Source organism: Cohnella suwonensis, assembly GCF_042655365.1.
GTDB lineage: Bacteria > Bacillota > Bacilli > Paenibacillales > Paenibacillaceae > Cohnella > Cohnella suwonensis.
This window is the reverse complement of record NZ_JBHSMH010000025.1, coordinates 14,186-40,872: the sequence shown is the minus strand read 5'-3', so window position 1 is coordinate 40,872 and position 26,687 is coordinate 14,186. Positions and strand designations below refer to the sequence as shown.

The window sequence follows — 26,687 nt, the reverse complement described above, 5'->3', positions numbered from 1 at the left end:
CATGTCCCCTTTCTCATCCCTTATCTTATGGAAACTGTTACTCTTTGACGGATCCCAGCGTAATGCCATGTATGAAGAACCGTTGCAGGAACGGATAAACCGCCAGCACGGGAACCATCGCGATGAAGATTTTCGCTGCGTTCAGCGTTTGATTGGACAGTTCGTTCAGCGTCTTGAGCTGATCCTCCGTCATCGTCTGCGTATTGATCACGACGACCAATTGCTGGATATAGGTTTGAAGAGGATAATGGCTCTCCCTCGATGTTAGCACCAAACCATTAAAAAACTCGTTCCAATGGAAAACGATCGTAAACAAGGTGACGGTAGCCACAACCGGCACGGATAGAGGGATGAACATCTTGATCAGCATGAGCCACGGGCCTGCACCGTCCACCAAAGCGGCCTCTTCCATCTCCTTAGGTAAATTGCGGAAAAAATTGACGACCAGAATGACATGGAAGACCGGGAGGCTGCCGCCGAGCACGAGCGCCCAGATGCTGTCGATGAGATGCAAGGATTTGACGGTCATGTACCAAGGAATCAAGCCGCCGTTGAATAGCATGGTGAAGACCAATATCCACATGAGCACGTTGCGAAGCCGGAATTCTTGCGTACTCTTGGAGAGCGGATAAGCCATCAGTACGATGACGGCAATGCTGACGATCACGGCCAATGCGACCCGTTCCACCGAGACCAGGAACGAATGGAAAAATTTCGCATCGCCCATGATTTGCTTATACGAGTGTAGATTGAATCCGACCGGCCATAATCCAACGTCCCCCGCGGCAGCGGCGGCTTTGTCGCTAAGCGAGACGGCAAGCGTATACCACAGCGGCATAACGCATAGGAGCGCGATGAAGATTAAGATCACGATCAGCAAGACGTCGAACAGTTTGGATGCATAAGACTTTTCCAAAACCATGCCCAGTCCCCCCTTTGATTAGAAAATGCGGTAGTTGGCGAATTTGGATGCGAGCATGTACGAGAGGACGATGAGGACGAAGCTGATGACGGATTTCAGCAATCCGGCCGCGGTCGCCAGTCCGTATTGCAAGTTCAGCAGTCCGGTCCTGTACACCCACGTGTCGATGACATCTCCCGTCGAGTACACCATCGGGTTGTACAGATTGAAAATTTGGTCGAAACCGGCGTTCAGCACATTCCCCAAGCTGAGCACGGATAGAAGGACAATCGTCGTTGTAATCCCCGGCAGCGTTACGTGCAGCAAGCGCCGAAATCGGTTAGCGCCGTCCATGGCGGCAGCTTCGTAGAGCGCGGGATTGATGCCGGTTAGCGCGGCTAAGTAGATGATGGTATTGAACCCGAATTCTTTCCACGTATCGCTTCCGATGACGAGGAAGGGGAATAAACCGGGTTTCGCGAAGAAGATGATCGGATCAACGCCGAACAAGGCTAATATTCCGTTAACCGGCCCGTGGTAAGAAAAAATGTCAAGCAGAATTCCAGACAGGATGACCCAAGACAGAAAGTGAGGCATGTAGACGATCGTTTGGATCCAACGCTTCAACACGGTCACTCGCAGCTCGTTCAACATTAACGCGAACGTCAAGGGAACGATCAGATTCGCGACGATTTTCCCTACCGCGATGACGATCGTATTGATGAAAATCGTCTTGCTGTCATTGAGCGAAAACAAATATTCGAAATTGTCCAGCCCGATCCATTCCGACCGGAAAAATCCGCGGCCAGGGTTGAAATCCTGGAATGCGATCGCGATTCCGAACATCGGAACGATGCTGAACAAGATCAGCCAAACGAAGCCGGGCAGAAGCATGACATAATAATGTTTGGTAAAACTGCGATTCCTCAAGCTCATCACTCCTTCGGCTCTCTCTACAAGTAAGAGCGCCGGCCATGCCGGCGCCCTCGTACGAAGCTTATTTCTGAGCGGTTTCCGCTACTTCCTGCGTTATTTGATCTCCGCCCTGCTTCTTCCAATCGGTCACGAACTTGTCGAAATCGTCCAGCGGCGCCGATCCCATAATGATCTTCAGGAACGTCTCGTCCTCGAGCTTCTTCAGGTTCGCCCAGCGGCTCTCCATTGTCTTCGTCTGCGAGTAGGCAAGGCTGTAAACCTTATTGTAATCCCCTTTGTAATAGGGAATCCCGACCATCAGCGAGTACAGGCGGCTCCAGTTGCCCAGATCGGCCGATGGATTCCATGCGTCGATATCCAGCTTGTCGTACGGCTCCAGCTTCACCTTCTTGATGTTCGCCAGGTCGTTCTTCAGAAGCTTGTATTCGGTCATATTGTCGTAATCAGCAGGCAGCTTCGTTCCCGCCAGCACCTCGCGGAGCGCCTGCGCCGTGAACTCGGTATCATCCACCGCGGCTTGAACGATACGCAACGGATAGTTGGCTATATTCACCGTCGATGCGCTGAACTTAGGCCCTTCGTCGCGAAGGAGCAGGTTCAGCATCTTCACCGTCGCTTCCGGGTGCTCATAACCCTTGCGGACGACGAGCCAGTTGGAGGTGGTAGCGGCCATGTGGGCATTGAATTGTCCGTTCGCGTCAAGCGGCACCGCGTACGACTGCCAATTCGCCTTCGGATCGTTCTTCAGCGCGTCCGGCAGCGGCCAATAGCCCAGCCACCAGGGACCGAAGAGAATGCCGGATTTGCCGGCGACGACCGGTTCCGTCGCATCCTTGCGGACGCCCATCTCCGGATCGATCAGCCCTTTGGCGTACAGATCCCGCAGCTCGGCCAGCGCCGTCTTCGTCTCCGGCTGAATGGAGCCGTATACCGGCTGTCCGCCGGCATCCTTGATCCAGTATCCCGGATAAGCATGGAGCGAGCTGAAAATCGGGTCGAATCCGAATGTGTTGTTAGTCGAGCCCAGGAAATCCGCGTACAGCCTGCCGCCGCTTTGCGGGGCGGAGATGCCGATCGTGTCCTTCTTGTTGTTGCCGTCCGGGTCTTGCTCCACGAACGCTTGCGCCACCTTCTCCAGATCGTCCAGCGTCTTGGGCACTTCCAGGCCAAGCTTATCCAGCCAATCTTTGCGGATCCACATCGTGTGGACCCCGTCCGACTGGGGGTTGATGTTCGGGATGGCGTACAGCTTACCGTCGAACGTGGCCGATTGCAGCGCCAGGCCTTCCGTCTTATCCATGAGCTTCTTCATCTGCGGCGATGCGTATTCGTTGTATGTCTGCGTCAAATCCTCCAGCATGCCCGCTTTGACCATTTGCCGCAATTGGGTATCGCCTACGGTCATGGCGTCGGGAAGCGAGTTGCTGGCGATGGAAAGATTCACTTTCTGGTCGTAATCTTTGCCGTTAGCGGCCATCCAGGCGATCTTGGTCTCAATGTTCAAATTGTCCTTGACGTAACGGGTAAACTCGTTATTCTCCGGCGTGTCGCCGGCGGGCAAACTCTTGTCCGACGGGTCTACGGATTTCCCGATGTTGATGGTGAGCGTCTGGTCGTATTTGCCGAATGGATCGTTCGCCGCCGAAGTACTGCTTGCGGGTGCAGTCGCGGTGCTGCCGGTCTCTGCCGGACTGCTTGCCGGAGAAGCGTTCTCCGTTTTGTCGTTATTGCCGCATGCGCTCAGAGCAACCATGGAGGCAGCCAGCAGAACGAGCGGAATCTTTTTCCGTTTCAACCCAAACCCCTTCTTTCCACGTTTATTTTGGAACTTGCCTATTTAAGCTATCATAATAAAGCCGCCTTCCTGTGCAGAAAGCGGTTTCGGATTTAGGGAGACAAATGCATGGTCGCACCGGCTTGACGGCGCGAACTTTCGAAGCCCTTTCGGACAAATGTCTACGATCTGAACGACAATTATCTACATGAACAGCGGAAAGCGCCGGCTGGGTCGACGCTTAGTTATATTCGGCGGAACCATGGCAGCCTGGAAAGCGGAGCCTGAACCTCAACTTCGCAAGGACCCATAACCTGACTGCCATCGTCGCCATACCACGTTCCATGCGGGAATAAGACCTTTCGTACTACCGCGCCTTTTTGCAAAACCGGAGCTACTAAGATATCGTTGCCAAGAAAGAATTGATCATTTACCCTCTCATAGCCCCCTTCCGGGAATACATAAGCCATGTGTCGCATGATCGGCTCGCCTGTCTTAGTAGCATGCCGAGCCAGCTCCGCAATCTCGGGTCCCATGCGGCAGTGGAGTTTGGCTGCTTCAATACACCACGTTAAATGCGGTTCATCGAGTACTCTCCAAGGCGCGGTGGAAAATTGCATCATCGGAAACAGTGCCGAGCATTGCGCGTAACGAACAAAGAGCTCGCCGTCCACTTGGAATTCAGGCCGAATTAAATCCTCATACTGACCGCCTCCGACCATATCGGGGCAGTTGAATGCATATCCGATTAACCCTTGCGCAAGTCCATTCGGAATCAAACTGGCAAGCCCGTCTGAACCCCAACTATGGTTTTTGTCGCTCAATCGCTGCACAAGCGGCTGGCCCGCGAGCTTCCAACAGGCTCGGTATTCGTTGAAGGCAAATTGAAGGCCTAGACGTGCCCAAGCTTCGGACTGATCGTTCGGCGTCGCCGGCCGTGCGCTAATGTCATCCGGTTTGTAATACTGAGGGTCCCCCGCATCCAGTTTAAATCCATCGACCCCATAGGTTTCGATAAGCCGATCCAATTGCCTGATAAACCAGCTCACCGCCTCGGGATTCGTACCGTCCAGAATACCGCTGAACCCGTTCCACCATTCGCGAACGACCGGCTTCCCATCCGCGCTCCTCAGAAGGTACCCTTGTTTTCGCAAGAAACGAAATACTTCTCCGTCAGGGCTGATAAACGGGCAGACCCACAGCATCACGCGGAATCCAAGCTCATGCAGCCGATCGATCATGGCTTTTGGGTCAGGAAACCGGCCATGGTGAAACGCAAGCGTCCCATAGTCTTCGTGCCAATTGTCGTCAATCATCAGAATACCCGGCGGCAGCCCGTGCGCGACGATCACTTCGGCATAAGCGAGTACCTTTTCCTGCGTCGGACGGTAGCTCATTTCCATCCAGGTGTTGTACTGGGGGACGGTAAAAAACCGGAGATCCGGTAATGTGCCTGCAGGCGGGAAATACGTTTTTGACGCATGGCGAAACGCATCGCGCAAATGACTGCCGACTTCTTCAACCTTGATCGCTCCCGGTATACCTTCAATGATCAACTCTCCGTCTTCAAATGAAAAACGGTACGGTTCCTCCGACCAGACGTATCTTCCCTTATTCGAGAGAAGCAGCGGGCATGCTTGATTATAGGCAAGGTCCCCGAACAGATCGCGCTGAACCTTTCGGCTGCCAAAAGGCATTTGCGTTCCATCATGGACGGCCCCGCCCCACCAATATTCATTTTCCGTCAGCTTGATTCTAATGGTTTCTTTATACATGTTGCCTCCAAACCTCCTCTAACTACAATGATCTTATAGTTAGGCGTTGATGAAGACAATCTTAAAGTCGTGATGTACAATATAACAAAATTGACTTTCGTTGCATGGGGTGATCTGATTATCGAACCTATTTCTTATGCGTTTCGTAATGAAGATAAATCGATCTTGACAATTGACTCCATCGGTTGGCAAAAGATTCATAGTCCTGAGTATAGCTTCGCAGGTGATGAACGCCCGGACTGCGGACATGTTATTTTTCAATATACGCTTAGCGGTCAAGGCTATATTGATTATGAACAACAGTGTATTCCCTTACCTAAAGGCACGGGATTTCTTGTCAAAGTTCCAAGCAGGCACCGATACTATTACATGGATCACCAAGAACCATGGGAGGTCATTTGGCTGAATATACGCGGGGAAGAAGCGAACCGCATCTGGGATCTCGTGGTAGAGCAAGAAGGGCCTATCATTCGCAGAGATGCAGCCTCTCCCTTGATTCATAGCTTCTGGAAGCTCCTGCGAATGATTGCCGAAGAGAAGGTTACAGACAAATACCTCTTGTCCGTCCAAGTATATGAGTGGATGCTTACTTTGGTCCAAACGAGCAGAGAACTAAGCAAGGATATCAGTGCCAATTCAAGTACGGTGATTCAAAAGGCAAAGAGTTTCATGAAAGAACACTATGCTTTGCCTTTGACACTGGACACGCTTTCCGAGCATTGCGGGATCAACAAGCATCACTTATGCAGGTTGTTCCAGAAGTCCGAGCAAACCTCGCCGCTTTCATACCTGAGAGATCGACGAATGGAGGTAGCTATTGCTATGCTCAGAACCACGGATTTGCCTATCCATGAGGTCGGGGGGCGGTGCGGCTTCGAAAGTACAAGCTATTTCGGTAAAGTATTTCGTGCGTATATGTCCATGACACCGAAGGATTATCGAATGAAGAGGCTGGAATTCCCTTATCATGCCATTTATTATGAGTAATAATCGGTTAATGATATAACACTTGGATGATAGTTTGTATAGAACAAGGAGGAGTATGCTAATGAAATATTATGTTGTAGACGCGTTCGCCGAGAAATTATTCGAAGGAAATCCCGCTGGCGTCTGTATCGTGAAGGAATGGATTTCAGAAGATACCATGCAAAAAATTGCAACAGAAAATAACCTCTCCGAAACAGCTTTCGCTGTAAAAGAAGGAGATCATTACCGCCTAAGGTGGTTTACGCCTGCAGAAGAGATCGAACTTTGCGGTCATGCTACTCTCGCTACCGCTTATGTAATCGCCAACTACTATGAGCCTGCCGTTGAACAGTTTATTTTCCATACCCTGGGTGGAGAATTAACTGTTATTAAAAAGGGAGAATTGTACGAGATGGACTTCCCGAGCCGTATGCCTGAGCCATTCACATTAACTCTCGACATGGTTGAAGCACTAGGCGTGACTCCAATCGAGACGTATCTGAGCAGAGATCTCATGTTTGTATTGGATAGCGAAGATCAGGTACGAAATCTGACACCAGACTACTCGAAGTTGAAGAACTTACCCGATGGACTTGGGGCACTGGTAACTGCTAAAGGGACTACATCTGATTTTGTTTCCAGAAGCTTCTTCCCAAAATTAAATGTTAATGAAGATCCGGTATGCGGTTCTGCGCATTGCAACTTTATTCCGTTCTGGGCAGGACGTTTGGGTAAAGAAGAGCTGTTGGCAAGTCAACTTTCCAAGCGTGGAGGAACGCTTCACTGCCGTCTGGAAGGAGACCGTGTGAAGATCAGCGGAACAGCTGTCCTTTACTCTATTGCTGAATTGCTAATTGATTAACTGAAAAGAGATTATCGTACGAAAACAGCGATAGCCTAGGAGTAAACTTAACTCCTCGGCTATCGCTGTTTCTACTTATATCCGGACGATCTCCAAAACCAAGATTAATGACCCTTTGGCGGTTCAGATAGCATATCGTTTAACTGAGTCACAATAACGCCTTCGTTCGGGCCCGGGCTATTTCGAAGCATTTTCGCTTCTTCCACCAGAACCTCGTCCGTATCCGTCCCAAGTACCTTCATCGTTTCTTCAATGAATGATGCAAGAGACATCGCTCGCGGATCGTTATTGGTCATTTCCGTTTGAACCAATGGCGGCGCAATTTCCAGGACTTTCACCGATGTATCTTTAAGCATGTACCGTTGGGACAACGTATAGGAATGGAGCGCTGCTTTCGTCGCAGAATACACAGCGGCCGTCCCCAGCGGCACGAATCCAAGTACCGAAGTCGTGTTGATGATAACCGCTTCTTCTTTGGATTTCAAATGCTCCATTAACGCAGACGACATACGGATCGGCCCGAGCAAGTTCGTCGTGACAGTCGAAACCAAAACATCTTCGTCAATCACGCCCGCCGGGTTATCGAACATCGAGATGCCGGCGTTGTTAAACAAGACATTTAAATCCGGGTATTCTTCGATTAACTGCTTGGCGACCGCCTTAATGCTTGCGGGATCCTGTACATTCAGTTCCACTGCGGACATGCCGGGATTCGCTTTGAGCGTCTCCTCCAGACGCTCTTTACGCCGACCAGAGATAATCACTTTGTTTCCAAGTTTGTGAAGAGCTTCTGCTAGCCCGTTATTTTTTTGCAGATAGCCATTGAATGGCTTCATCAATGTCATCGAATTCCTCTGAGGGATTAGATACTTCCAGCCCTGATACCATTCGATTTAAACTGGATTTAGCTATTACTTTAATAGGTATGACAGCCGCCGAATATTTGAGCCCGGCTTCCAGTGATCTTGCATACCAATCCTGGGCGACCCAATTCTGGTCATCTGGCGAAATGGCGGACAGCTTGCGGGTATCGTACAGCACTTTGTTGCTCTGCTTTTGCACCGCTAATTCCAACAACTTATTTAATGGTGTTCGATATTGTTCCCCCAGGGCAAAACCTTTCCATTCGATAACAACTGCCTTAACAGTCTCATTCCATGAAACCGTTGCTTGAGGAGAATCGTAAAATTTCACGCTAATCAACACTCCTTTATTCTCCCTCTTGTATAGTCATAAGAATCTTTCCTTGAGCTGTCCCTTGTGCGATTTTGGCAATCGCTTCGCTCACTTGCGGAAAAGCAAATGTCGAATCAATGGTTGGTTTGATACCTGCTTCATTAATCCACTGGGTGATGTTTTTTAGTTGTTTGCCATTAGGTTGAACATATAAGAAATCATACGTTTTCCGTTGAAGATGTGCCGCTATATCAAACGGCATTCCGATCGCACCAAAAAGAATTCTCTGTATCGTTGAAAATCCGCCATGCTGAATTGCAAAACGTGCATTTGGCACAGCATTCAATGACAATAATTTTCCACCAGGTTTTAATATACGTAATTCTTTCCTGAACTCACTTACACCACGGGTATCAATCACGTAATCGAAATCTTTCAACACCTCAACATAATCTTGCTTTTGATAGTCGATGAATTGATCAGCACCAATGGATAGCGCAAAACGCCGAGATGATTCACTACCACTGACAGCTACAAAAAGCTTCTTTGATCTCGCATACGGAATGGCAATTTGCCCAAATCCGCCTGTTCCACCAGGAATGAACAGCTTTGCGCCAGGTTTTACTTTCAGTACATCGAATGCCTGAACAACTGTCAGAGCCGATAATGGAATGGCAGCGCCTTCTTCAAAAGAAAGATGTTTGGGCATTTTCGCAACGATATTTGCATCAGCAACAACATATTCTGCAAAGGCACCCATAGTATCTAGTGGCATTAGTGCATATACTCTGTCGCCCTTTTTAAAGTCTGTCGCTGCTTCGCCAACCGATTCAATGACACCTGAAAGTTCAATCCCAAGTGTTAACGGAAATTTATAGCGGTCAAAAATGCGCACCTTTCCTTTAATCGCTAATATAAGATGTGGGTCAACGCCCGTCACATATGTTTTGATCAACACTTGATGCTTGTTTATTCTAGGAATAGGTACATCGTTGATGTGAGCTTCTAGCTTTTTCGAGTAGCCGTATATTTGGACTGCTTTCATCATGTTCTCCTCACAAATTAATAATCACCTTCCCTTTTGGACGTCCCTTTGCGACTAGTTCTAGCGCTTCATTTACGTTGCCTATAGTAAATAGTGTTGGATGAATCAGCGGAACAATGTTGTTTTTTTCAATGATTTTGGTAATCTCTTTTAGTTGTGTACCGTCAGAACGAACGAAGATAAAGCGGTATTCCACGTCGTGTTTCTTGGCTTTGTTGTCGTACTTTGCGCCAACAACAGAAAATAGCTTTTGTTTCCACCATGGAAAGTTATTGTCTTCTGCGAAACGTTTATTTGGTCCTGTTTTGAGAGAGAGCAATCTTCCGCCCGGTTTAATGATTTTTAATTCATTGTCAAATTCTTTGGCCCCCAGGGTATCAATCACATAATCGACATTCGACAACAAGTCAACATAGTTTTCCTTTGTGTAATCCAAATATTGGTCTGCACCAATTTCCAAAGTGCGTTCGCATGCTTGTGAGTTGCCACTAACAATGACATTTAGACCCATTGCCTTTGCGATTGGGACAGCCATTTGACCAAAGCTACCCGATCCACCTGGAATGAAAACAGATTTTCCGGGCTGTGCCTCAAGTTCTTCATGTAAGCCTTGATATGCTGTAAGTCCAGTCAATGCTGCAGCAGCGGCTTCCACGTAGGATAAGTTTTTTGGCATGGGAGCAATTGCGGCAGCGTCAATTGCGGCATATTCCGCAAAAGCACCAATTTTTTTCAGTGGGAGACGTGTATAGATATCATCGCCTACGTGAAAGTCTGTCACACTTTTTCCGACTTTTTCGATAACGCCTGCCAATTCATTACCAAGCGTTAACGGAAATTCATAATCTTGAACCAGTTTGACGCTACCTGTGATAACCAGCATTTCAAGTGGATTGACCGCTGCAGCTTTGACCTTTACCAAAACTTCGTTGTCATCGATTTCAGGAATTGGAATGTCATTGACTTGGGCATGGATTTTTTTTGAGTACTTGGTGATCTGAGCTGCCTTCATGAGTTTTTTCATTTTAATCAGTATCCTTCCGTTGAGTTACCTTGTAGGATAATCCGTATAACCCTTGCTTCCGCCACCAAAGAATGTTGCAGGATCTGCTTCATTTAATGGAGCCCCTTCTTTAAGCCGTTGCACTAAATCTGGATTAGCCAATGACCATGCACCAACGGGTGCTAGATCAGCAAGACCACTATCGATATCAACGCTAAGATTTTCCAGTGCCCGTCCAGCCCGATTGACTAACAACGGATTCGTCCATAAAAATCGAATGTCTTGAAGCAGTTCTTCGTTTCCGAGGTGCATAATATGAAGGTAAGATAAATTCAATTTAGCTAATTCTTGCGTCAGGTAACGGTAAAGATCAGGACCTTGTTCACCATCTTGAATCCCACCAAGAGGTGTCCCTGGCGAAATGCGGAAGCCCGTTCTCTCTGCTCCAATTTCTTCGACGATGGCCTTCGTTACTTCAATCGCGAAACGAGCACGATTTTCTACAGATCCTCCGTATTCATCCGTCCGTGTGTTCGAATTTTCTCCGATAAATTGATTGATCAGATAACCATTGGCGCCATGAATTTCAACACCATCAGCTCCTGCTGCAATAGCTGACGCCGCTGCTTTACGGAAATCTGCAATTGTCGTTTGAATATCCTCTTTACTTAACTCGCGTGGAACAGGTATGTCCTGCATGCCTGTAGCAGTAAACATTTCTACACCGGGTGCAATTGCGGATGGTGCAACGGCTTGACGATGATGCGGTGTATTGTCGGGGTGTGACATACGACCGGCATGCATCAATTGGATATACATAAATCCACCTGCTTCATGCACTGCATCAGTAACCTTTTTCCACCCTTCAATATGCTTTTCAGTATAGATCCCAGGTGTCCATAAGTAACCTTGACCATCGTCTGAAGGTTGTGCACCTTCCGTAATAAGAAGTCCCATGGATGCACGTTGAGCATAATAAAGCGAAGTTAGCTCTCCCGTTGTACCATCTTCTTGCGCTCGACTACGTGTCATTGGCGCCATCGCTAACCGATGGGGCAATTCCATTATTCCAATTCTCGTTTTGCTCCATAATTTCTCCACTTTTATTCCTCCTAATCAAATGAGTTGCACGGACGTACAATTGGATTTAGAATTCTGAAATTACGGGATAGATTTGATTTTGATAATTCAAGAATGATCGTTCTATTTTGGCGACCAATAAGTCGTCAGCAGAAGATTTAGCATTCCTTTGGATGTTATAGAAAATCAGGTCAGTGTCTCGCTCTGTCCTGTGTGGATCTGACCATACGGGTCACCATCTTGCGCGGCATCAATCGCGGAAGGAACGCCATCAATCGGTTTCGAGCCCCTGGCATAATAATTGTCTTGCCACGTAAGAAGCCTCGATACCCTTCCTCAGCTACCTGACCTGCCTCCATGATAGCGCCACTCTGGAATAGTTTCGAATCACCCATACCCGAACGATCAACGAAGCCGGTTGACGTCAATCCCGGACATAACGCCGTCACAGTCACACCCGTGCCGCTCAACTCGTTTTCAAGAGCCTCGGTGAACGACAGCACATACGCCTTCGTCGCGTAGTAAACCGACATCATAGGGCCCGGAAAAAAAGCCACCAATGAAGCTACATTCATCACGCCCCCTTGGCCCCTTTTGACCATATCTGGCAAGAACAGCTTCGTCATAATCGTTAGAGCCTTTATATTGACGTCAATCATATTCGTCTCTTGCTCCAAGTTCGTCTCCAAAAATGTCCCGTACAAACCGAAGCCGGCATTATTGACAAGATAGTCAACGACGATCCCCTTCTCCTTGAGTTCCGTGAAAATCTCCTCCGGTACGCCGTGTGACGCGACATCCTTGGCGATGACCGTCGCTTGGGTGCCATGTTTCTTCCGATATTCCTTCGCAAGCTCCAAAAGCTTCCCCTCACTACGCGCCACCAGTACTAAATTAAATCCATCCTTGGCAAAACGATCCGCCAACTCTTTACCAATCCCGCCCGATACTCCCGTGATAAGTACAGTTTTTCTCATCCTTCAAGCTCACCTCTATTTTTAGGACTCATAATTACCCACATAAATTTGAGAACGATCATTCTAGTAATGTGAAAAAATAATAATCTAATCATTTTTCTAAAAGCTTCATTGATATGTTGGCTATACGGTGAAGTTTCTCTCTAGGAATCGAGGTTCTTGCCATACTCCTTAACCCAACCCATACATTATGCAGATATTCCGCCAGTTCCCCAGCATCATAATCAGAAGTAAATTCACCGTCCCGCTGCCCCCAAAGAATAATATCCTTGAGTAGCTGCTCTGCGGTTGTGAACGCTTCAGTGGACTTTGTGTCTACATCGGCATCGCGCGCTGCCAATTCCACAGCCGAATTCACTATTAAGCAGCCGGAAGGCGAGTCCCCTTCTCCACGAATCGTCAAGTCAAAAAGAAACTGAAGAGCTTCCGCTGCAGTCTTGGAGCGTTTAACTCCTCCCGCCAGCGGGGCGCTGACTTTATTGCCATAACGATCCAAAGCTTTCCGAAATAGCGTATGTTTGTCGCCAAATGTGTCATACAAGCTTCTGCGATGGATTCCCATATGCTCGACCAGATCGGTCATGGATGTCTTCTCGTAACCCTGTTCCCAAAAAAGCCTCATCGCTTTATCCAATACCGCGGACTCTTCAAACTCCTTGCTTCTGGCCATTCCGATTCCCTCCCGTCAACAATATAACATATTGGGAACGATCAGTAAAGAAAAGAGCTTATTCCTTAATTTGTAGATCTGCAATGGAATATAAAACTGCTGATCCGCTGATGGTTACCCTGTCACCGACAAATCCGCAGCAAGTACATACATTAAATCTCTGCCAGATAGATTTCGATAGGCTTTACACCAAGAGCTTCGACCATTTGCTCCGTTAATGTAAATTCTTCGGGTTACTCGCTCACTCTCTCTATCCCCTGCATGAATAATAAGTGCTTGTTCCCCCATTCATTCATGACTTCCAACACGGGCTCAAGAGTTCGACCATGCTCGGTAATGGAATATTCAACCTTGGGCGGAACTTGCGGATAAACAACCCTTTGAATGATGTGCTGCTCTTCCAACTCCCTCAAATGCAAGGTAAGCATCCGCTGAGTGATTTCGGGGATCAAGCTTCTCAACTCACTAAAACGCTTGATGTCTCCCTTAATCAGGTGACGCAAAATAATGGGTTTCCATTTGCCCGTTATAATCTCAAGTACAGGGATCACGCGACATGCTTCGAATTGATCATCCATATTAAGCCGCCTCCAATAGTACCTTTTTTAATACTATACCACTATTATGTGCTTACTTCACATAATGTATGTATGGGTTCATAATAACACACATAGCCGGCTTATATATCTGGAACAAGACGTTGTTCCCACACCAAGTAATTGCAGGCAAACATCAACACTCAGAGGAGAATGAAGACAATGACAACAAATACACTTACAGCTGAAAATACCGCTATGATTCTTATTGATCACCAAATCGGAACTATGGGTTGGGTACGTTCGATTTCTTTTGAAGAGATGAAGCAAAATGCACTTGTTCTAGCCAAATCGGCGAAAGCAATCGGCATGCCGGTATTGCTTACAAGCAGTTTGGAAAGCCAAGCTCAAGGGCCGCTGCTGGAAGAATTGAAAACCATCTTGCCGGAGGAATATGAGTCGCGCATACAGCGTGTTGGTGTAGTTAATGCGATGGATGATCCTAATTTTGCGAATGCCGTTAAGAAGCTTGGTCGTAAAAATTTAATTATTGCAGGAGTAACGAATGACGTTTGTACGGTATTTCCAGCATTAAGCGCAGTGAAAGATGGTTATAATGTTCAAGTTGTTGCGGATGCCGGCGGATCTCCAACCAAATTCGCAGATGAAATAGCATTGCGCCGCATGGAAGCAAATGGCGTAACCTTGACCAGCACGAATCAGTTGATTGCTGAATTAGCTAAAGATTGGACAACGGAAGATGGCGCAAAACTTATTCAAATCATGTTTGTGGATATACTTTCGAAGCTATAAGACGAGGGGGAGATCCAATGCACATATTTAAAGCTGAACATGCCCATCATATCGATCAAGGAATTTTTCAAATTCGCTTGATGCGCCCAGGATTAATATGGGGAGATCCTTCGCTTGAAGATTATGCTTTTGGTCCTCTGAGCAGGATAGATCGCGGAACGCTGGGAGCAGGAGCGCTCGTTAGAATGCATGAGCATAACAATGATGAGATTTTTAGTTATATGTGGAAAGGAACGATGCTTCACGAAGATTCTACAGGACATCGGATTGAAGTATCTCCAAACCATTTAATGATGATGAACGCTGGCAAAAGTATATCCCATGAGGAATCCACTCCGAATAGTACCGTTGATATGCTGCAAATCTTCATTCGGCCGGAAAAGGCAGATCTTCCTCCGAAGGTTCAATTCTATGAACGTTCTGTCATTCCTACTAACGGAGAATGGACATTGCTTGCAGGGCCGAAAGAAACGGAGGCCCCGCTTGAAATTCGACAACAAGTAGCGGTTTATGACGCTCATGCCAAAGCGGACACCCAGTTGCAGGCTCCCAGTATAGAGGGCATGGCACCTTGGCTTTACGTGATGAATGGAAGCATTTCAATAAATGATGTTGTACTGAATAAGGGAGATGCAGTTACTTACTCTCCCTCTGAAATGTCTACGATTCATATTCTTAAAGATTCTTCTCTTGTTCTGTTCCAGGTTAAGCTAGATGCTCCGATGACGCTGGCAGGACCATTCAGCGGAAGAAAACGATAATCCATCAAGAAACAGCGTCAGCCATGGACGAGAAAAAAAGTCCTAGACTGCCGCTGTTTTATTGAACTATCGTTACTCATTAGGTTATTGATTGACATTAGGATGTTCAGCTTGGAGCGACTCTCCCTTTGACATGTCCGTTCGTGGAGAGTAGTAGATCAGCCAATCATGACGACTCATACGGCGCAAGGGAGCTGCCTTGCCATGGCAGAGCTGAGCGAATCCACCCTGTACCGCCCGTTTCACATGAGAAGCAGACACAACGCCAATCCAACAGCGGCTTTGCTGGCCAATAGCGCTCTGCATCGCCTCGACCCCTTCTTTCGTAGTCATTTATGCGTTATTTCCTAAAAAATTTTTCAAACGTTCCAGCTGCAATAGATGGTGTCTGTAATGCATTTCTATAAGCAAAAACCACTCATTGGCGTTTAGTGCGCCGAATCCGGGATGAAGAATCTTTTTGCTTTCGGGCACTTTACTCAAAGCGGATTCATTACGTTTCATCCGCTCCACTACACCACGAAAACCTTCCGTCAGCTGCTCCTTGCTCTCCGGCTGTTTCGGGGTGTATTGCGGTGAAGCAGGGACCCGAATCCGAACGGGCGGAAAACTTCCTAGTTCGAAGGCTTCCTTGCCCCTCTCCGTTTTTTCCTCCATAGCGTCTACCGTTGCACGTCCTACTATCGCCTCACTTCTTATGAATCAAACAACTCCTCATTATTCATTCTTGGATATAATCCCAATATAAAAAAACGCTGCTGACAACAGCGTGTCAGTAGCGTTTTAAAATTTTTTTCGGCCTCTTCCCGAATCCGATGTCGGAAAGACTCCGGTTCCAGCACCTCGACATCCCCGCCCCAGCCGAGGATATAAGGAAGCAGCTCCTCCGGCTGACGGACAAGAAAGTTGACTAAAAGACCGTCCTTCCGCTCCTCAGTCAATTCCAAATAAAAATGACAAGTCTCAGCGATTTTGTCCGCAATTTCGGGATTAGCCCGAACCAGCACCCGTTCGTTACGGTCGTTCGGCGGACGGTAGTCGTTAAAGTTAAACCCGTGTGGAATGAGAAAGCGATCCTCCAATACGGTAAGCCCCGTCATCCGCGACAACCGGAAATGCCGAATTTCCTGCCGCAAGTCGCAACGTGCAATCAAAATCCAATTTCCCTGAACAAGCACCAATCCGTATGGAGCGACCTCACGCGTTCTCTTCCGATTGCCGTCCGTTTCCGGCATTTTTTTCAGATACGTCATACGTAATTTGCGGCGTTCCATAATCGCCCGCCGTGCTTGTCCGAGATAGTCCTTTTCCCTCCAGCCGGTTACCGGCTCGCCGGCCTGAAGAAGCCGCATCGTTTCCCGAACGCGCGTCGACTCGCCGCGCACTGGTTCCGGCAGGATAGCTTCAATTTTGCGTCGAGCCTCCTTGGCTACACTTCCGTAATCACCATCCAACCGCTGCTCGATAAAGTCAGTACCCATAAGCAAGGTTACGGCCTCTTCAGCAGAAAACCCGACCGGTGGAAGAAAATATCCTTCCATTAGGGAATAACCCTGCCCGGAAGCCCCAAAGATCGGAATACCCATTTCGCTCAGAGCGTGTATGTCTCGATATATTGTCCGCACGCTAGTCTCAAATAGAGACGCCAAATCTTCCGCTCTCAATACCTTGCTCCGTTGTAGCTCAAGCATTATGGCGAGCTGCCGATCGGTTTTGTTCATTATCTGTTCCCCTGCTGTCCGTCATGCAAGTCGAATAAAATTCATACTAACTTCGGATAAGCGTTTTCCATGCCAAATTTCTCCCTGTAAAAGTTGATCGAATCGTGCTACACATAATCGGATTATGGCCTGTGGCGCCAGGTCGAACCGCTGTACAATGAACGTATCTCAATCGAGGAGGCCAATTCCTAATGATCGTAAGAGGAAACCCGTTCTCTTTGAACGACTATCGGCAGCTCGGATACAGCGGTCCGATCGCAGGCTTGACTGCCGAAGAAGCCGACAATTACGTTGGACTTTTCTTTCATGCGCTCGGACAGGAAAAGTTTCGCCCGAAGGCGACTTCGGTGGATTTGTCCGCTTGGCATCATCGTCATCGTTGGGCTTTTGAACTCGCCACGCATCCCGCGATCATCGAACCGATGAAACAAATCCTGGGCGATGATCTCGTGCTTTGGGCCATGCACTTCTGGTACAAGGAACCCGGCAACCAGAAAGTCATCCCATGGCATCAGGACATCCATTTCTGGCCGATGGAACCGGCGATCAACGCCACCGCATGGATGAGTCTGGGATGGTCCGTGCGCGAAAACGGCTGCTTGAGAGTCATTCCAGGCACGCACGGGAGCTTGGCCGAGCATGTCGACACGAATGATGATCAAAGCTTGTTCGACGAAGGCTTGCCCGCGCATCTTGTGGAGGAAGAGAAAGCCGTCGATCTGGAAATGTCCCCGGGCCAACTCGCGTTTTTCAACGAAGCGCTCTTCCACGGGTCCGAACCGAATCATTCGGACATTCCAAGAGTCGCCTTCTCCGTCCGATATACGACGCCGGCGGTCCGGTTCAAGATGGAAAGTTGGACCGGCAACACGGACCGAATCCGCACGTTCCTCGTCTCGGGAGAAGACCGTTGCCGGTTCAACGATTCCATTCGCGGCAATCCTCCTGTAAAATGAACATAAATGCTCGAAAAACGGAGGACCGAATGCCCCCACGCGCCATGCCGTTGTTCGTCGAATCGCTTAAGCTTGAATTCCTTCATTTAACAGAGTATCGCTTATCGCCGGAATGGAACGGAACGCTGGGTAGCCTCCCGAACAACGTCTTATGGTATATCCGCGAAGGGACCTGCGAAGTCGCAATCGGAAAGGAACGGCAATCGGGAGGTTCCGGTTGTCTTTTCTTGCTGCCCGCGGGGAGCCGGCTTTCCTATCGGTCGACTTCCGAAGTTCTAGAGCTGACCAGCATCAATTTCTCGGCATCGATCTCGCTGTTCCCCGGCAAGCCGTGGTCCCGGATGTTGAACCTGCCGCAACGTTTCGAAAACCTCGATGCCAATCTCGAACCGATCATTAACCGAATGACCCAGGCATCCTTAAGTCGCAGCTTCTCGCGCGCTCTCGTGCTTCAAGCCGGACTTCAACTTGCCGTCGCAGAGCTGCTAGAAAGAATCGATTTCGAGAATCGTTGTCCTACCGCGTGGGATGAGGCCGATTACAGGATACTTAAACTCGTGCGTTTTATCGCCGAATCGGGAAGGATACCATCCGCGTCCGCAATGGCGGAGGCGATATCCATAAGTCCTTCCCATCTCCGAAAGCTTTGCAGGCTGCATTTGGAATTATCGCCCCTTGAGCTCGCGCATCGCATCAAAATCGATCAAGCCCAAGCGCTCCTTAAGGAAAGCGAACGGCTCATCGCGGAAATCGCTTGGCAACTCGGTTATCGGGATCCGAATTATTTCGCTAGATTGTTCAAGGAAAAAACCGGGTGCAGCCCCACGAGCTATCGCATGCAATTTCGCCTCTAATCGTCGTTTTTTACGACTAAAATCCCCTAAGACATCGGCACATGGCGCTCGACCGGAAAGTATACGGCGTATTTCTGGTCTTTGACTTCATAAAGAGGAATGAATCGAAACCCTCGAACTTGACCTTTCGTTCGATAGTAACCGGTATTCCACCAACTGTGATTGCGTTCCCGATCCGGAGCTAACAGCGTTTCCGGTCGACTAGGATCCCCCAGAAGCCGCCTCTCTTCTTCGATCAAGCCGGCCAGTACGACTGGGCCGTCCATAAAAGCAAAAGTATCCGACTCGCCGGGAAGCGCTTCGACCGTTAACGATTTCGGGAATTCCACCCGAATTAAATCACCGTCCATCCACGTACGATTGATCTCGGCAAATGAGCTCGCCCGCCATTCCCCTTTCAACGGGACTCCGTTAACCGTGATCGTAGGATTCTCTCTAACCCACCAAGGGAGACGTAACAATATAGGGACCTCTGTTATCTTTGAAGCCTTTACCGATATTTCATAGATGAATCGATCTGGTCGATGCTCGGGAATGGACGGAACATGCACTTCCGTAATCGCCTTCATTCCTTCCACATTCCATGAGTTAAGCGGATACAGTCCATGCTGTCCGTCTTGCCGAATCGTTAGCTCGATCGAGCTTGTTCCGATATTCGCCCTCAATGTCGCGGGCAGCCACTGAACCAAGGCAATGCCTTGTTCATTTTGCATAAAGATCTGCTCAGTGTACGCCGAATTCGCCTGCACAAGCGTGCCGTGACAGCACCAAAAATGCTGCGTAGATGACCCCCAGTTCTTGGAACTCCTCGCACCGATGCCTAGAAAATAAGCGATCATTCCGGTTTCGCCATGTTGATGCGCCAGAACGCCATTGATAAATCTCCGTTCCCAATAATCGGCGTAGGACGGATCCCCTGTCCAACGAAGCAGCGTATGAGCAAGACGCATCATATTATAGTTCACGCAGTGCTCTTGCCCGACGCCCATTCGGTTCATCTTGCCGTTAGGCATCCACAGCTCCGCATCGTCACCGGCGCCCGTCGCGACATAGCCGCGTTCAGTAACCGCACATTTCCAGAAGGCTTCGACGATTTCCCGATAGCGCGCAATCCCTGTCACCTCCCATGCCTTCGCCGCGCCTAATATTTCCGGAATTTGCGTATTTGCATGTTTGTTTGTAAGCACGTCCCGACCCGCAAGCAACGCATCGAAGAAGCGCCTCCGATCATAGCATAACATCAACGCCAGATGCTTCTCGTTCTTCGTTATGCCATATAAGTCAGCCCACGTCTCCAGCATTCCGCCCGTTTCAAGGTCGAGCAGTTCGTCCAATTGTTCACGGGTAAATTCGCTTGTCCACCGTTGAAACCAGTCGGCCATCCCGACCATAATCGCAAGCGCCTGCTCATTCCCGGCTAGAACAAACATTTCATAAAGACCCATCAATAACTTATGGATGGTATAGTGAGGCGCCCAGACCCATTTGCCGTTCGCAATCCGATGCATATACGTTTCCGGGAATGCGGCTAGCCAACCGCTTCCAATCGCAAATTGGCAGCGCCCAAGCTCGGAAACGATGTCATCCGCCTTCGATTTGACGAGGTTATCGCCAGTCTGCGAATAAATTCGAGCGGCGGCGGACAACCAGTGTCCCATCATATGGCCGCGAAGCTCGCATGTCGGAGATTCCCATCCCCAATGCCAATGTTCCGGGCCATCCTTTGACGTCGTGGTCGCGCTGGTCGTCCCTCCATTGCCGCTGTAACTCCAAAGCCCGGCTTCAAGGTAGAAGTTGCGCAGCAAATTTCGATTCGTTAAGCTCATGACGTATTCTTTATTGATTTCAAAACGGTCATTGAGCGGTCCCTCGGCGAGTCGAGTTTGACCATAGGCATATTCTTGGAAACGCACAACCATCCTTATCCCTCACTCTTTTTTGATGTATACTCATTATAGTAAGAGGATGGTTATAGACTTTGAATGCATATAATTTTATTTATATATACTTTTTTTGGACTTTTGATTGGAGCGATTGCTAAGATGAAACGGGATATTTATTTGACGGCGGACAGGTTCCCTCTCGTCCGGGATATAGGCTGCAATCGAACGGATGACTGGTATTCGCACCCGGATCGAGTGCTGGATTATGATGTCTTCCTGTTCGTCGCCGAAGGCGGCATGCAGGTTATCGAGGAGGGCATCGAATATTTTGTTGGGGCGAATGAACATTTATTTCTGAAGAAGAGGCTTCATCATTGGGGCCGACCCGAGACCCTTCCCGGAACGACCTGGTATTGGATCCATTTTACGACGATCGTCGATGAGCGAATCGAATATAAAAGGCAGTTGTCCATTGGCCCCGAGCTGGAATACTATTTCTCAGATCATTATCAGTACGCGCTTCAGTTGCCTAAATTCGGCGCGGCTGCTCTTCATCGAACTACCGAACAACGTTTACAATCTATGACCGAAAGCAGCCGTATACAAAGAGCGCACCGGATGACGGAAATCAGCCTGCAAGTCTACCAGTTCTTTTTGGGCCTCCATCAGTCGGCGGTCAACCGGGAGAAGGCGGCAAAGTCGGGAAAAGCCGAAGCCCATATAGGACGTATCATGACATATTTGATCCGGCATGCCGAAGAGGAATTTGATGCTAAAGGACTGAGCGAATACATGAATTTGAATTACAGCCATCTCTCCGCAACCTTCTCCAAAATAACCGGGCAAACGATCATTGAAGCGCATACTCGGCTGAGAATGAATAAAGCTTTGCATCTATTACGCACAACGTCATTGAATATCTCGGAAATTAGCGAAAGGCTCGGATTTCAAAATCCGTTTTATTTTTCCAGGGTTTTCAAGAAGGTATTAGGGGAATCGCCCAGTTGCTATATGAATCATTTATATCGTTAACGATATTCGTTCCAAAAGCTCATCGAATTGTCATGTAAAAATCGCCCTCAACCTGGCCTGTTGGCCAAGCGGAGGGCGATTTTGTCATTCAACGATGATGAAGTAGGTCGATTCAGCGGATAAGTCGCTAACTGTATCGGTTACCGTGAGAAATTATTCCGAATCGCCTTCTTCTTCTCCTCGGTGAAAACCCCTGAATCCAACAAGTCCAAAACGGAGAGTACGCCTCCACGAGAACCCCAGCTTCCCTCATCGATGACCTGGAAGCTTACCCACCAAGACGGAGATGGTTCTGGCACCTCAAGTATTTTGGCGAGACTCCCCAAAATATTTTCAATCACCTCTTTGCGGACCTCATTCGGCCAATCTCCATCCATAACCAAAACATTAATTGCAATTACATCGCGTTCTGGCTGCTCCGATAACAATTTCCCTCCGATCGCCATGCAATCGGCCGGACGTTCGGTGAAATGAACTTGGAATCCTTCCCTTGCAGGCGGGCAGTATTGCCCGACTTCAGGAACAAGTACGGCATCGGTTAAAGCTTCGGCCAACAGACTGCGCTGCTTCTCGGAAATACGGCCTACGGGATAATTAACATTAATCATGGTCATTTTGAACTCTCCCTTTTTAGCGTGTCTATCTCATCAAATGATTTTCGATTCACGCATGAATTAGTTTGATAAGGTAAATTTATACCCACTCATAACCCTTGTCAATTAAAATTATTATTTTAATATATATTTTAATAATATATAAAGAAGATGTGAAAATCACCTCATTGAGATATAATAAATCCAACTCAGTTTGCACCAACTGGAAGGAGAATGGAAATGGCAAAACAGCAAGGGAAAACAAACACGATGTTTGCTGTGTTAGGCATACTGACTCTCGGCCCTCATACCGGTTACGATATAAAACAACACATGGAGCAGAGCACAAGTTATTTTTGGAATGAGAATTATGGACAAATCTACCCTAGTCTGGCTGAACTACTGGATCGAAACGATATTGAGGTCAAAATCATTCGTCAAAAAGGGAAGCCCGATAAAAAGCTCTACAGCATCACCGACCAGGGGAGACAGACATTATCCAATTGGCTTGCTCAACCGATGGAGCAAATCGTGTCGCTCAAAAAAAACGAATTGCTATTGAGAGTATTTTTCGGCAGTAATTCTTCGCCGGAGACGATCATCTTGCATATCGAAGAGCATCGACGAAAATCAGAGGAAAGTTTGAGGGTTTTTGAAGAACTCGAAAAGTGGCTTTTGAATTTAGAGACGAGGGATAACAACTTTAAATATTGGATGATTACGGTTCAATATGGGAAAAATCACTTCAGCAGTTTAATCAACTGGTGCGAAAACAGTATTCAAACACTTAAAAATGAACAGTAATACTGAAGTCAATACTTATGGCGCCGTTAATTCCCTCAAGAAAGAAAAGTCCCGATGAGAGTTACTTCATCGGGACTTTCTTTATGGAATTCAACCGCTTGCGCGATTGCTTTCTGCGCCCTAGCGCCTACTGTCTCAGTCTCGGTTTACGGCGAATACCGCATATTTCGTAAAATGGTTGACGTCTACGGTGATCTGATTGCCGACGACCTTGCCGCCGTCGACTTTCACCCACGCCTTGCTCGCTTCGAGTACCGTTGGTGGAGAGCACCGGTATTTGAATGGTTGAACCGACACCTTTGCCGAATTAGAGGAAGCAAAAATAAGAGCCCAATATATGATCAAAAAAACTCAATCATTACCAGGACATTTTTGATCAATTGGTTCCGGATAATACAAATACCGATAAATATGGTAAAAGGCGGCATGGGAATTAGTATCCCATGCCGCCCTTTTTACCCTTCAAAAATGCTGAACCTAGAAAACGGAAGCAACCTTTGCTTCAACCTGCTTCAAAATATCCTTAAGCGCCGCTTCACCCGCACTGGGTACACTTCCAAAAAGCAAATGTTCCACGGGCTCAATTCCGGTAAAATCGAAAATTCCGGTATCCGAAGTGATTTTAAGTCCTGCCGTCATGCCGATTTGATCGTAAATATCTTTTGGCGTTCCGTGCGTATTGATGATCAGTCCTTTTTTCCCCTTCAGCAGTTTATCGATTCCTTGTTCACCATAGGCATAAGCAAACCCATATGAAAATACTCGGTCAACGTATCCTTTAAGAATTGCAGGCATCCCCGTCCACCATATCGGATATATAAAGGTAATCGCATCCGCTTGGGCGATATGATCCTGTTCGGTTTTGATGTCCTCCGGAGTTTGTCCCGCTTTCATGGCGGCCGTATCCTGCGGTTTCAGTACCGGCTGAAAATCGATCTTGTACAAATCGCGAACGACGACTTCGTGCCCCTTTTGCTTTAATGTGCGAACGGTAGTTTCGAGAATGGCATGGTTGAAGCTGTCAGGGTTCGGGTGAGCATAGACGATCAGATGTTCCATTTCAAATCCTCTTTTCTTTTTTCGATGTAGTTGGTTTTGCTATCTTTCCCCAATCAGGAATTAGCATGCGGCCGGATATTACATAGACATCTATTTATTTGACGAAAAAAAATTTAGAATCTGCGGTATACATTCTCTAACATCAGTTCAAGCTGCTCTTTCTGCGTGTCGGTTAAACCACCGTAAATGGCATCGTTCAGTTTCTCGGAGATGCTCTGAAAAACCGGTTGCAATTGAATGCCCTTATCGGCCAGTTTAATCCATGTGATCCTATTGTCCTCCTTGTCTTTAATTTTTTCCACATAGCCCAACTTCTCCAGCTTGTTCACAAGCACCGTGACGGTCGGTTGCGTGCGATGGATTTTCTCGGAAAGTTCCTTGACGGAGAACCTGTTTTTTTGATAAAGGAACACCAGAATATCCCCGTGAGAAGGAACTATGCCTTTAATTCCATTCTTTTCAAGTTCAGATACGATCATCTTATTGACCGCCTCTTTAATCTTGCCGATCATTGAAGCTGCGTTATTTTTGACCATACGTCTATTATACATAGATATCTATTTGTTTCAAGCGTGCTGCTGGATTCAAGCCCGATGTTTCATTTGCAAACATGGAAACGGACTGAACGAATCTCAATCGAGGAGGACATATGCGGATTATTGATTGGTCTATGCGAAAGTACTGACCGTATATTTATCCGTACATAAACTAACCGTGTGATAAATAGATCACAATATCAAAGCGGTGGTGATTTTTGTGAGCGCTGTTTATGGTGGAATGCAAGCTGCTGCATTTGTACTTGTTCTTTTCATTCTATTGGTAATCATCCTTGCGGCTGGATCTAAGTTCTACTAAGAAGTATTGCAAACTCCCCTTAGCTTTTACCCCATCATGATCCGCCATGGTGGGGCTCTTTTAATTCTGTAACGAGCGGGCTTCATGTCTGGATATTAAAACCCATCTTGGATTGACCACAACCATTTTCCCGCTTGCAGCGTTACTTTCCATCAACCGATGTGCTTCACGGATTTGATCCAGCGTGAACACATTGGCAATCGGCGGCTTGATTTTATGCTTCTCAATGATCTCCCATTCATTTCCCAATATCCCCGACATTATCGAGCAACGCATAATCAGCACCCGCCTGCCTGACCGACTCGATTTTACGGCTATCCCTTGTCGTCGAAATGACGGTCGCACCTGCGGCTTTGGCAAGCTGCAAAGCGGCCAGCCCTACAGAACTGGTTCCTCCTCGGATCGGCAGCGTTTCTCCTGCGACCAATCGGAGACACTCGAATAACGACGCATACGCCGTATAATACATTTCCGGGTTTTGTCCACATTCATCGTACGAAGTCCATCGAACAAAAGGCTGCCCAAGCCTCCGGCATTGATAAAGGCTACGATCGTCGCCATCCCGATCGTCGACACGGCTGCAAGCCGCAGCCCGGTAAAGAGCGCTTTCGTGGATAAAGCAGCGGCGTCCATCATTTATCGGGGTGCTTGAGCTGCTTGAACCCCACCCATTCGCTCGTAAAGATCCCATGAATTCCGTCCACAATTTTATAATTTTTGAAAGCCATGATAATCCCGAACATCGGCGTGTAAGCAAAGATAAGCAGAAACAGCATTCCCATCCCTACGAACAGATGAAGCGGCCACTGTCTCTTGAAGCGCTTCCAATAATGCGCCCCTTGTCTGATTGAGTCAGATTTTTTCATCTCAACTTCTAAATTCATGAGCCGTTTATAGCTCTTGCGCAAGGGTTACCAAAGCTTAATATAGTTCTTGCCTTTCTTCAAAAGCGCGAACGGTCCCAATGTACTTTGCAGAGCCCTTGGTTGATCCAAAAAATCGGTATCCAAGAATACATCGCTTCCATCCGGATTTTCGAACTCCGCATCGACGATTCTGACCCGCGGCAATGTCGCCGTAGAATGAACTGCACCACCAAAATTCTCGAAGTCCTCGGGCAATTCGATGGAAAGATACCCTTCTTCCCCTTGATCGATAATCGTCAGATTAGGGGCAAAGCCGTTCTCGACCAACTTATCATTCTCTCTTTCGAATGGCTGCGCTCCATGAAAGTAGGCATTGTTATTAATATAGACGGGCTGCTCTACGAGCTCGAATTCTTCAACGTCGCCGTGCAGTTTATGGACCGTATCAATGTATTCCGTTAAGGACGTCGTATAGTTGTTGAAATGGTACGTTCCGACGCCTTCAAGTCCTTCTTTACCGATAAAAATATTGTTGTAAAACCGATCATCTCCGCCGTAAGTAAGCGAAAAACCGGCAATTTTCGTGCTATGAGGAAGATGATACTGCGTGGAACGGTTTAAAACTTTTCTGTGTATCATTTTACCGCCGATAAGATTGTTGACGTACGCCCCCCCTTGGGCTACGTTCTCCAGCGCATAATCCGAAGTCAATATATTATGGTCAACGATGCAGGGACCATGGCTTACCTCCACAAATAAATCCCGGTGATTACGATACAATAGATTTTT

At 47.8% G+C, this 26,687-nt stretch carries 29 protein-coding genes and 2 pseudogenes; 8 read left to right on the top strand and 23 right to left on the bottom strand.

What is annotated here, in order from left to right:
• Positions 1-37 precede the first annotated feature (37 nt).
• The 4 genes from ACFPPD_RS10325 to ACFPPD_RS10310 form a co-directional block, all read right to left on the bottom strand.
• The gene (locus ACFPPD_RS10325; protein WP_209748817.1) at positions 38-922 is read right to left on the bottom strand and encodes a carbohydrate ABC transporter permease; all 885 of its coding nucleotides are present in this window, start codon (positions 920-922) and stop codon (positions 38-40) included.
• An 18-nt stretch (positions 923-940) separates the two neighbouring features.
• Positions 941-1,837 carry an ABC transporter permease gene (locus ACFPPD_RS10320; protein ID WP_378082114.1) on the bottom strand — a complete coding sequence of 299 codons (897 nt, stop codon included), beginning with the start codon at positions 1,835-1,837 and terminating at the stop codon, positions 941-943.
• Between the two features lie 61 nt (positions 1,838-1,898).
• Complete coding sequence (locus ACFPPD_RS10315) at positions 1,899-3,590, bottom strand: extracellular solute-binding protein (protein WP_209748869.1); 1,692 nt, start codon at positions 3,588-3,590, stop codon at positions 1,899-1,901.
• 266 nt (positions 3,591-3,856) lie between these two features.
• The gene (locus ACFPPD_RS10310) at positions 3,857-5,386 is read right to left on the bottom strand and encodes a glycoside hydrolase family 31 protein (protein ID WP_209748815.1); all 1,530 of its coding nucleotides are present in this window, start codon (positions 5,384-5,386) and stop codon (positions 3,857-3,859) included.
• 72 nt (positions 5,387-5,458) lie between these two features.
• On the opposite strand from ACFPPD_RS10310, the gene ACFPPD_RS10305 reads away from it, so the two are divergent.
• On the top strand, positions 5,459-6,373 hold the full coding sequence (locus ACFPPD_RS10305) for an AraC family transcriptional regulator (RefSeq protein ID WP_378082144.1): 915 nt from the start codon (positions 5,459-5,461) through the stop codon (positions 6,371-6,373).
• Positions 6,374-6,434: 61 nt separating this feature from the next.
• Positions 6,435-7,214, top strand: a complete 780-nt coding sequence (locus ACFPPD_RS10300; RefSeq protein ID WP_378082111.1) for a PhzF family phenazine biosynthesis protein — start codon at positions 6,435-6,437, stop codon at positions 7,212-7,214.
• A 104-nt stretch (positions 7,215-7,318) separates the two neighbouring features.
• On the opposite strand, the gene ACFPPD_RS10295 is transcribed toward ACFPPD_RS10300, so the two are convergent.
• The 8 genes from ACFPPD_RS10295 to ACFPPD_RS10260 form a co-directional block, all read right to left on the bottom strand.
• Positions 7,319-8,059, bottom strand: coding sequence for an SDR family oxidoreductase (locus ACFPPD_RS10295; RefSeq protein WP_209748813.1), 741 nt, complete (start codon positions 8,057-8,059; stop codon positions 7,319-7,321).
• Positions 8,016-8,408, bottom strand: a complete 393-nt coding sequence (locus tag ACFPPD_RS10290; protein ID WP_209748812.1) for a hypothetical protein — start codon at positions 8,406-8,408, stop codon at positions 8,016-8,018. The genes ACFPPD_RS10295 and ACFPPD_RS10290 overlap by 44 nt, the downstream gene beginning before the upstream one ends.
• Positions 8,409-8,424: 16 nt before the next feature.
• A complete protein-coding gene (locus tag ACFPPD_RS10285) occupies positions 8,425-9,435 on the bottom strand; it encodes an NADP-dependent oxidoreductase (RefSeq protein WP_209748867.1) in 1,011 nt (336 codons plus the stop codon).
• A gap of 10 nt (positions 9,436-9,445) precedes the next feature.
• Positions 9,446-10,459, bottom strand: coding sequence for an NADP-dependent oxidoreductase (locus ACFPPD_RS10280; RefSeq protein ID WP_209748811.1), 1,014 nt, complete (start codon positions 10,457-10,459; stop codon positions 9,446-9,448).
• A 24-nt stretch (positions 10,460-10,483) separates the two neighbouring features.
• Positions 10,484-11,539: an alkene reductase gene (locus ACFPPD_RS10275; protein ID WP_209748810.1), complete on the bottom strand. Its 1,056-nt coding sequence runs from the start codon at positions 11,537-11,539 to the stop codon at positions 10,484-10,486.
• Positions 11,540-11,709: 170 nt separating this feature from the next.
• Complete coding sequence (locus tag ACFPPD_RS10270) at positions 11,710-12,495, bottom strand: SDR family NAD(P)-dependent oxidoreductase (protein WP_209748809.1); 786 nt, start codon at positions 12,493-12,495, stop codon at positions 11,710-11,712.
• A 91-nt stretch (positions 12,496-12,586) separates the two neighbouring features.
• Positions 12,587-13,165: a TetR/AcrR family transcriptional regulator gene (locus ACFPPD_RS10265; RefSeq protein WP_209748808.1), complete on the bottom strand. Its 579-nt coding sequence runs from the start codon at positions 13,163-13,165 to the stop codon at positions 12,587-12,589.
• Positions 13,166-13,398: 233 nt separating this feature from the next.
• Positions 13,399-13,743 carry a winged helix-turn-helix transcriptional regulator gene (locus ACFPPD_RS10260; protein ID WP_209748807.1) on the bottom strand — a complete coding sequence of 115 codons (345 nt, stop codon included), beginning with the start codon at positions 13,741-13,743 and terminating at the stop codon, positions 13,399-13,401.
• Between the two features lie 180 nt (positions 13,744-13,923).
• Between ACFPPD_RS10260 and ACFPPD_RS10255 the strand changes: the two genes are divergently transcribed.
• The gene (locus ACFPPD_RS10255; RefSeq protein WP_209748806.1) at positions 13,924-14,514 is read left to right on the top strand and encodes an isochorismatase family protein; all 591 of its coding nucleotides are present in this window, start codon (positions 13,924-13,926) and stop codon (positions 14,512-14,514) included.
• Positions 14,515-14,531: 17 nt separating this feature from the next.
• Positions 14,532-15,275, top strand: a complete 744-nt coding sequence (locus ACFPPD_RS10250) for a pirin family protein (protein ID WP_209748805.1) — start codon at positions 14,532-14,534, stop codon at positions 15,273-15,275.
• 108 nt (positions 15,276-15,383) lie between these two features.
• Here ACFPPD_RS10250 and ACFPPD_RS10245 read toward each other — a convergent pair.
• The 3 genes and pseudogenes from ACFPPD_RS10245 to ACFPPD_RS10235 all read right to left on the bottom strand — a co-directional run.
• Positions 15,384-15,581, bottom strand: a pseudogene (locus ACFPPD_RS10245) (EVE domain-containing protein); the annotation flags it as partial.
• A 27-nt stretch (positions 15,582-15,608) separates the two neighbouring features.
• Positions 15,609-15,926 (bottom strand): annotated as a pseudogene (locus tag ACFPPD_RS10240) (DinB family protein); the annotation flags it as partial.
• A gap of 44 nt (positions 15,927-15,970) precedes the next feature.
• Entirely contained in the window at positions 15,971-16,996 is a 1,026-nt protein-coding gene (locus ACFPPD_RS10235) for a helix-turn-helix transcriptional regulator (protein WP_209748803.1), read from the bottom strand.
• A 191-nt stretch (positions 16,997-17,187) separates the two neighbouring features.
• Between ACFPPD_RS10235 and ACFPPD_RS10230 the strand changes: the two genes are divergently transcribed.
• Both ACFPPD_RS10230 and ACFPPD_RS10225 read left to right on the top strand, forming a co-directional pair.
• Positions 17,188-17,952, top strand: coding sequence for a phytanoyl-CoA dioxygenase family protein (locus tag ACFPPD_RS10230; protein ID WP_209748802.1), 765 nt, complete (start codon positions 17,188-17,190; stop codon positions 17,950-17,952).
• Positions 17,953-17,981: 29 nt separating this feature from the next.
• Positions 17,982-18,806 (top strand): AraC family transcriptional regulator, encoded by an 825-nt coding sequence (locus ACFPPD_RS10225; RefSeq protein ID WP_209748801.1) that lies wholly within the window; start codon positions 17,982-17,984, stop codon positions 18,804-18,806.
• A 26-nt stretch (positions 18,807-18,832) separates the two neighbouring features.
• On the opposite strand, the gene ACFPPD_RS10220 is transcribed toward ACFPPD_RS10225, so the two are convergent.
• On the bottom strand, positions 18,833-20,725 hold the full coding sequence (locus ACFPPD_RS10220; protein WP_209748800.1) for a beta-L-arabinofuranosidase domain-containing protein: 1,893 nt from the start codon (positions 20,723-20,725) through the stop codon (positions 18,833-18,835).
• A 123-nt stretch (positions 20,726-20,848) separates the two neighbouring features.
• On the opposite strand from ACFPPD_RS10220, the gene ACFPPD_RS10215 reads away from it, so the two are divergent.
• Positions 20,849-21,721, top strand: coding sequence for a helix-turn-helix domain-containing protein (locus ACFPPD_RS10215; RefSeq protein ID WP_209748799.1), 873 nt, complete (start codon positions 20,849-20,851; stop codon positions 21,719-21,721).
• 140 nt (positions 21,722-21,861) lie between these two features.
• Here ACFPPD_RS10215 and ACFPPD_RS10210 read toward each other — a convergent pair whose 3' ends face one another.
• Entirely contained in the window at positions 21,862-22,335 is a 474-nt protein-coding gene (locus ACFPPD_RS10210) for a tautomerase family protein (protein WP_209748798.1), read from the bottom strand.
• Between the two features lie 219 nt (positions 22,336-22,554).
• Between ACFPPD_RS10210 and ACFPPD_RS10205 the strand changes: the two genes are divergently transcribed.
• Complete coding sequence (locus tag ACFPPD_RS10205; RefSeq protein WP_209748797.1) at positions 22,555-23,118, top strand: PadR family transcriptional regulator; 564 nt, start codon at positions 22,555-22,557, stop codon at positions 23,116-23,118.
• A 477-nt stretch (positions 23,119-23,595) separates the two neighbouring features.
• Here ACFPPD_RS10205 and ACFPPD_RS10200 read toward each other — a convergent pair whose 3' ends face one another.
• The 6 genes from ACFPPD_RS10200 to ACFPPD_RS10175 form a co-directional block, all read right to left on the bottom strand.
• On the bottom strand, positions 23,596-24,177 hold the full coding sequence (locus ACFPPD_RS10200; protein WP_209748796.1) for an NAD(P)H-dependent oxidoreductase: 582 nt from the start codon (positions 24,175-24,177) through the stop codon (positions 23,596-23,598).
• Positions 24,178-24,290: 113 nt separating this feature from the next.
• Positions 24,291-24,656, bottom strand: a complete 366-nt coding sequence (locus ACFPPD_RS10195) for a MarR family winged helix-turn-helix transcriptional regulator (protein WP_378082101.1) — start codon at positions 24,654-24,656, stop codon at positions 24,291-24,293.
• Between the two features lie 436 nt (positions 24,657-25,092).
• Positions 25,093-25,293: a zinc-binding dehydrogenase gene (locus ACFPPD_RS10190; protein ID WP_378082141.1), complete on the bottom strand. Its 201-nt coding sequence runs from the start codon at positions 25,291-25,293 to the stop codon at positions 25,093-25,095.
• Positions 25,271-25,459 (bottom strand): zinc-binding dehydrogenase, encoded by a 189-nt coding sequence (locus ACFPPD_RS10185; RefSeq protein WP_209748793.1) that lies wholly within the window; start codon positions 25,457-25,459, stop codon positions 25,271-25,273. Before ACFPPD_RS10185 ends, ACFPPD_RS10190 begins: the two co-directional genes overlap by 23 nt.
• A 205-nt stretch (positions 25,460-25,664) precedes the next feature.
• On the bottom strand, positions 25,665-25,916 hold the full coding sequence (locus ACFPPD_RS10180) for a hypothetical protein (RefSeq protein ID WP_378082098.1): 252 nt from the start codon (positions 25,914-25,916) through the stop codon (positions 25,665-25,667).
• A 27-nt stretch (positions 25,917-25,943) separates the two neighbouring features.
• Entirely contained in the window at positions 25,944-26,651 is a 708-nt protein-coding gene (locus ACFPPD_RS10175; protein ID WP_378082097.1) for a hypothetical protein, read from the bottom strand.
• Positions 26,652-26,687: the final 36 nt, after the last annotated feature.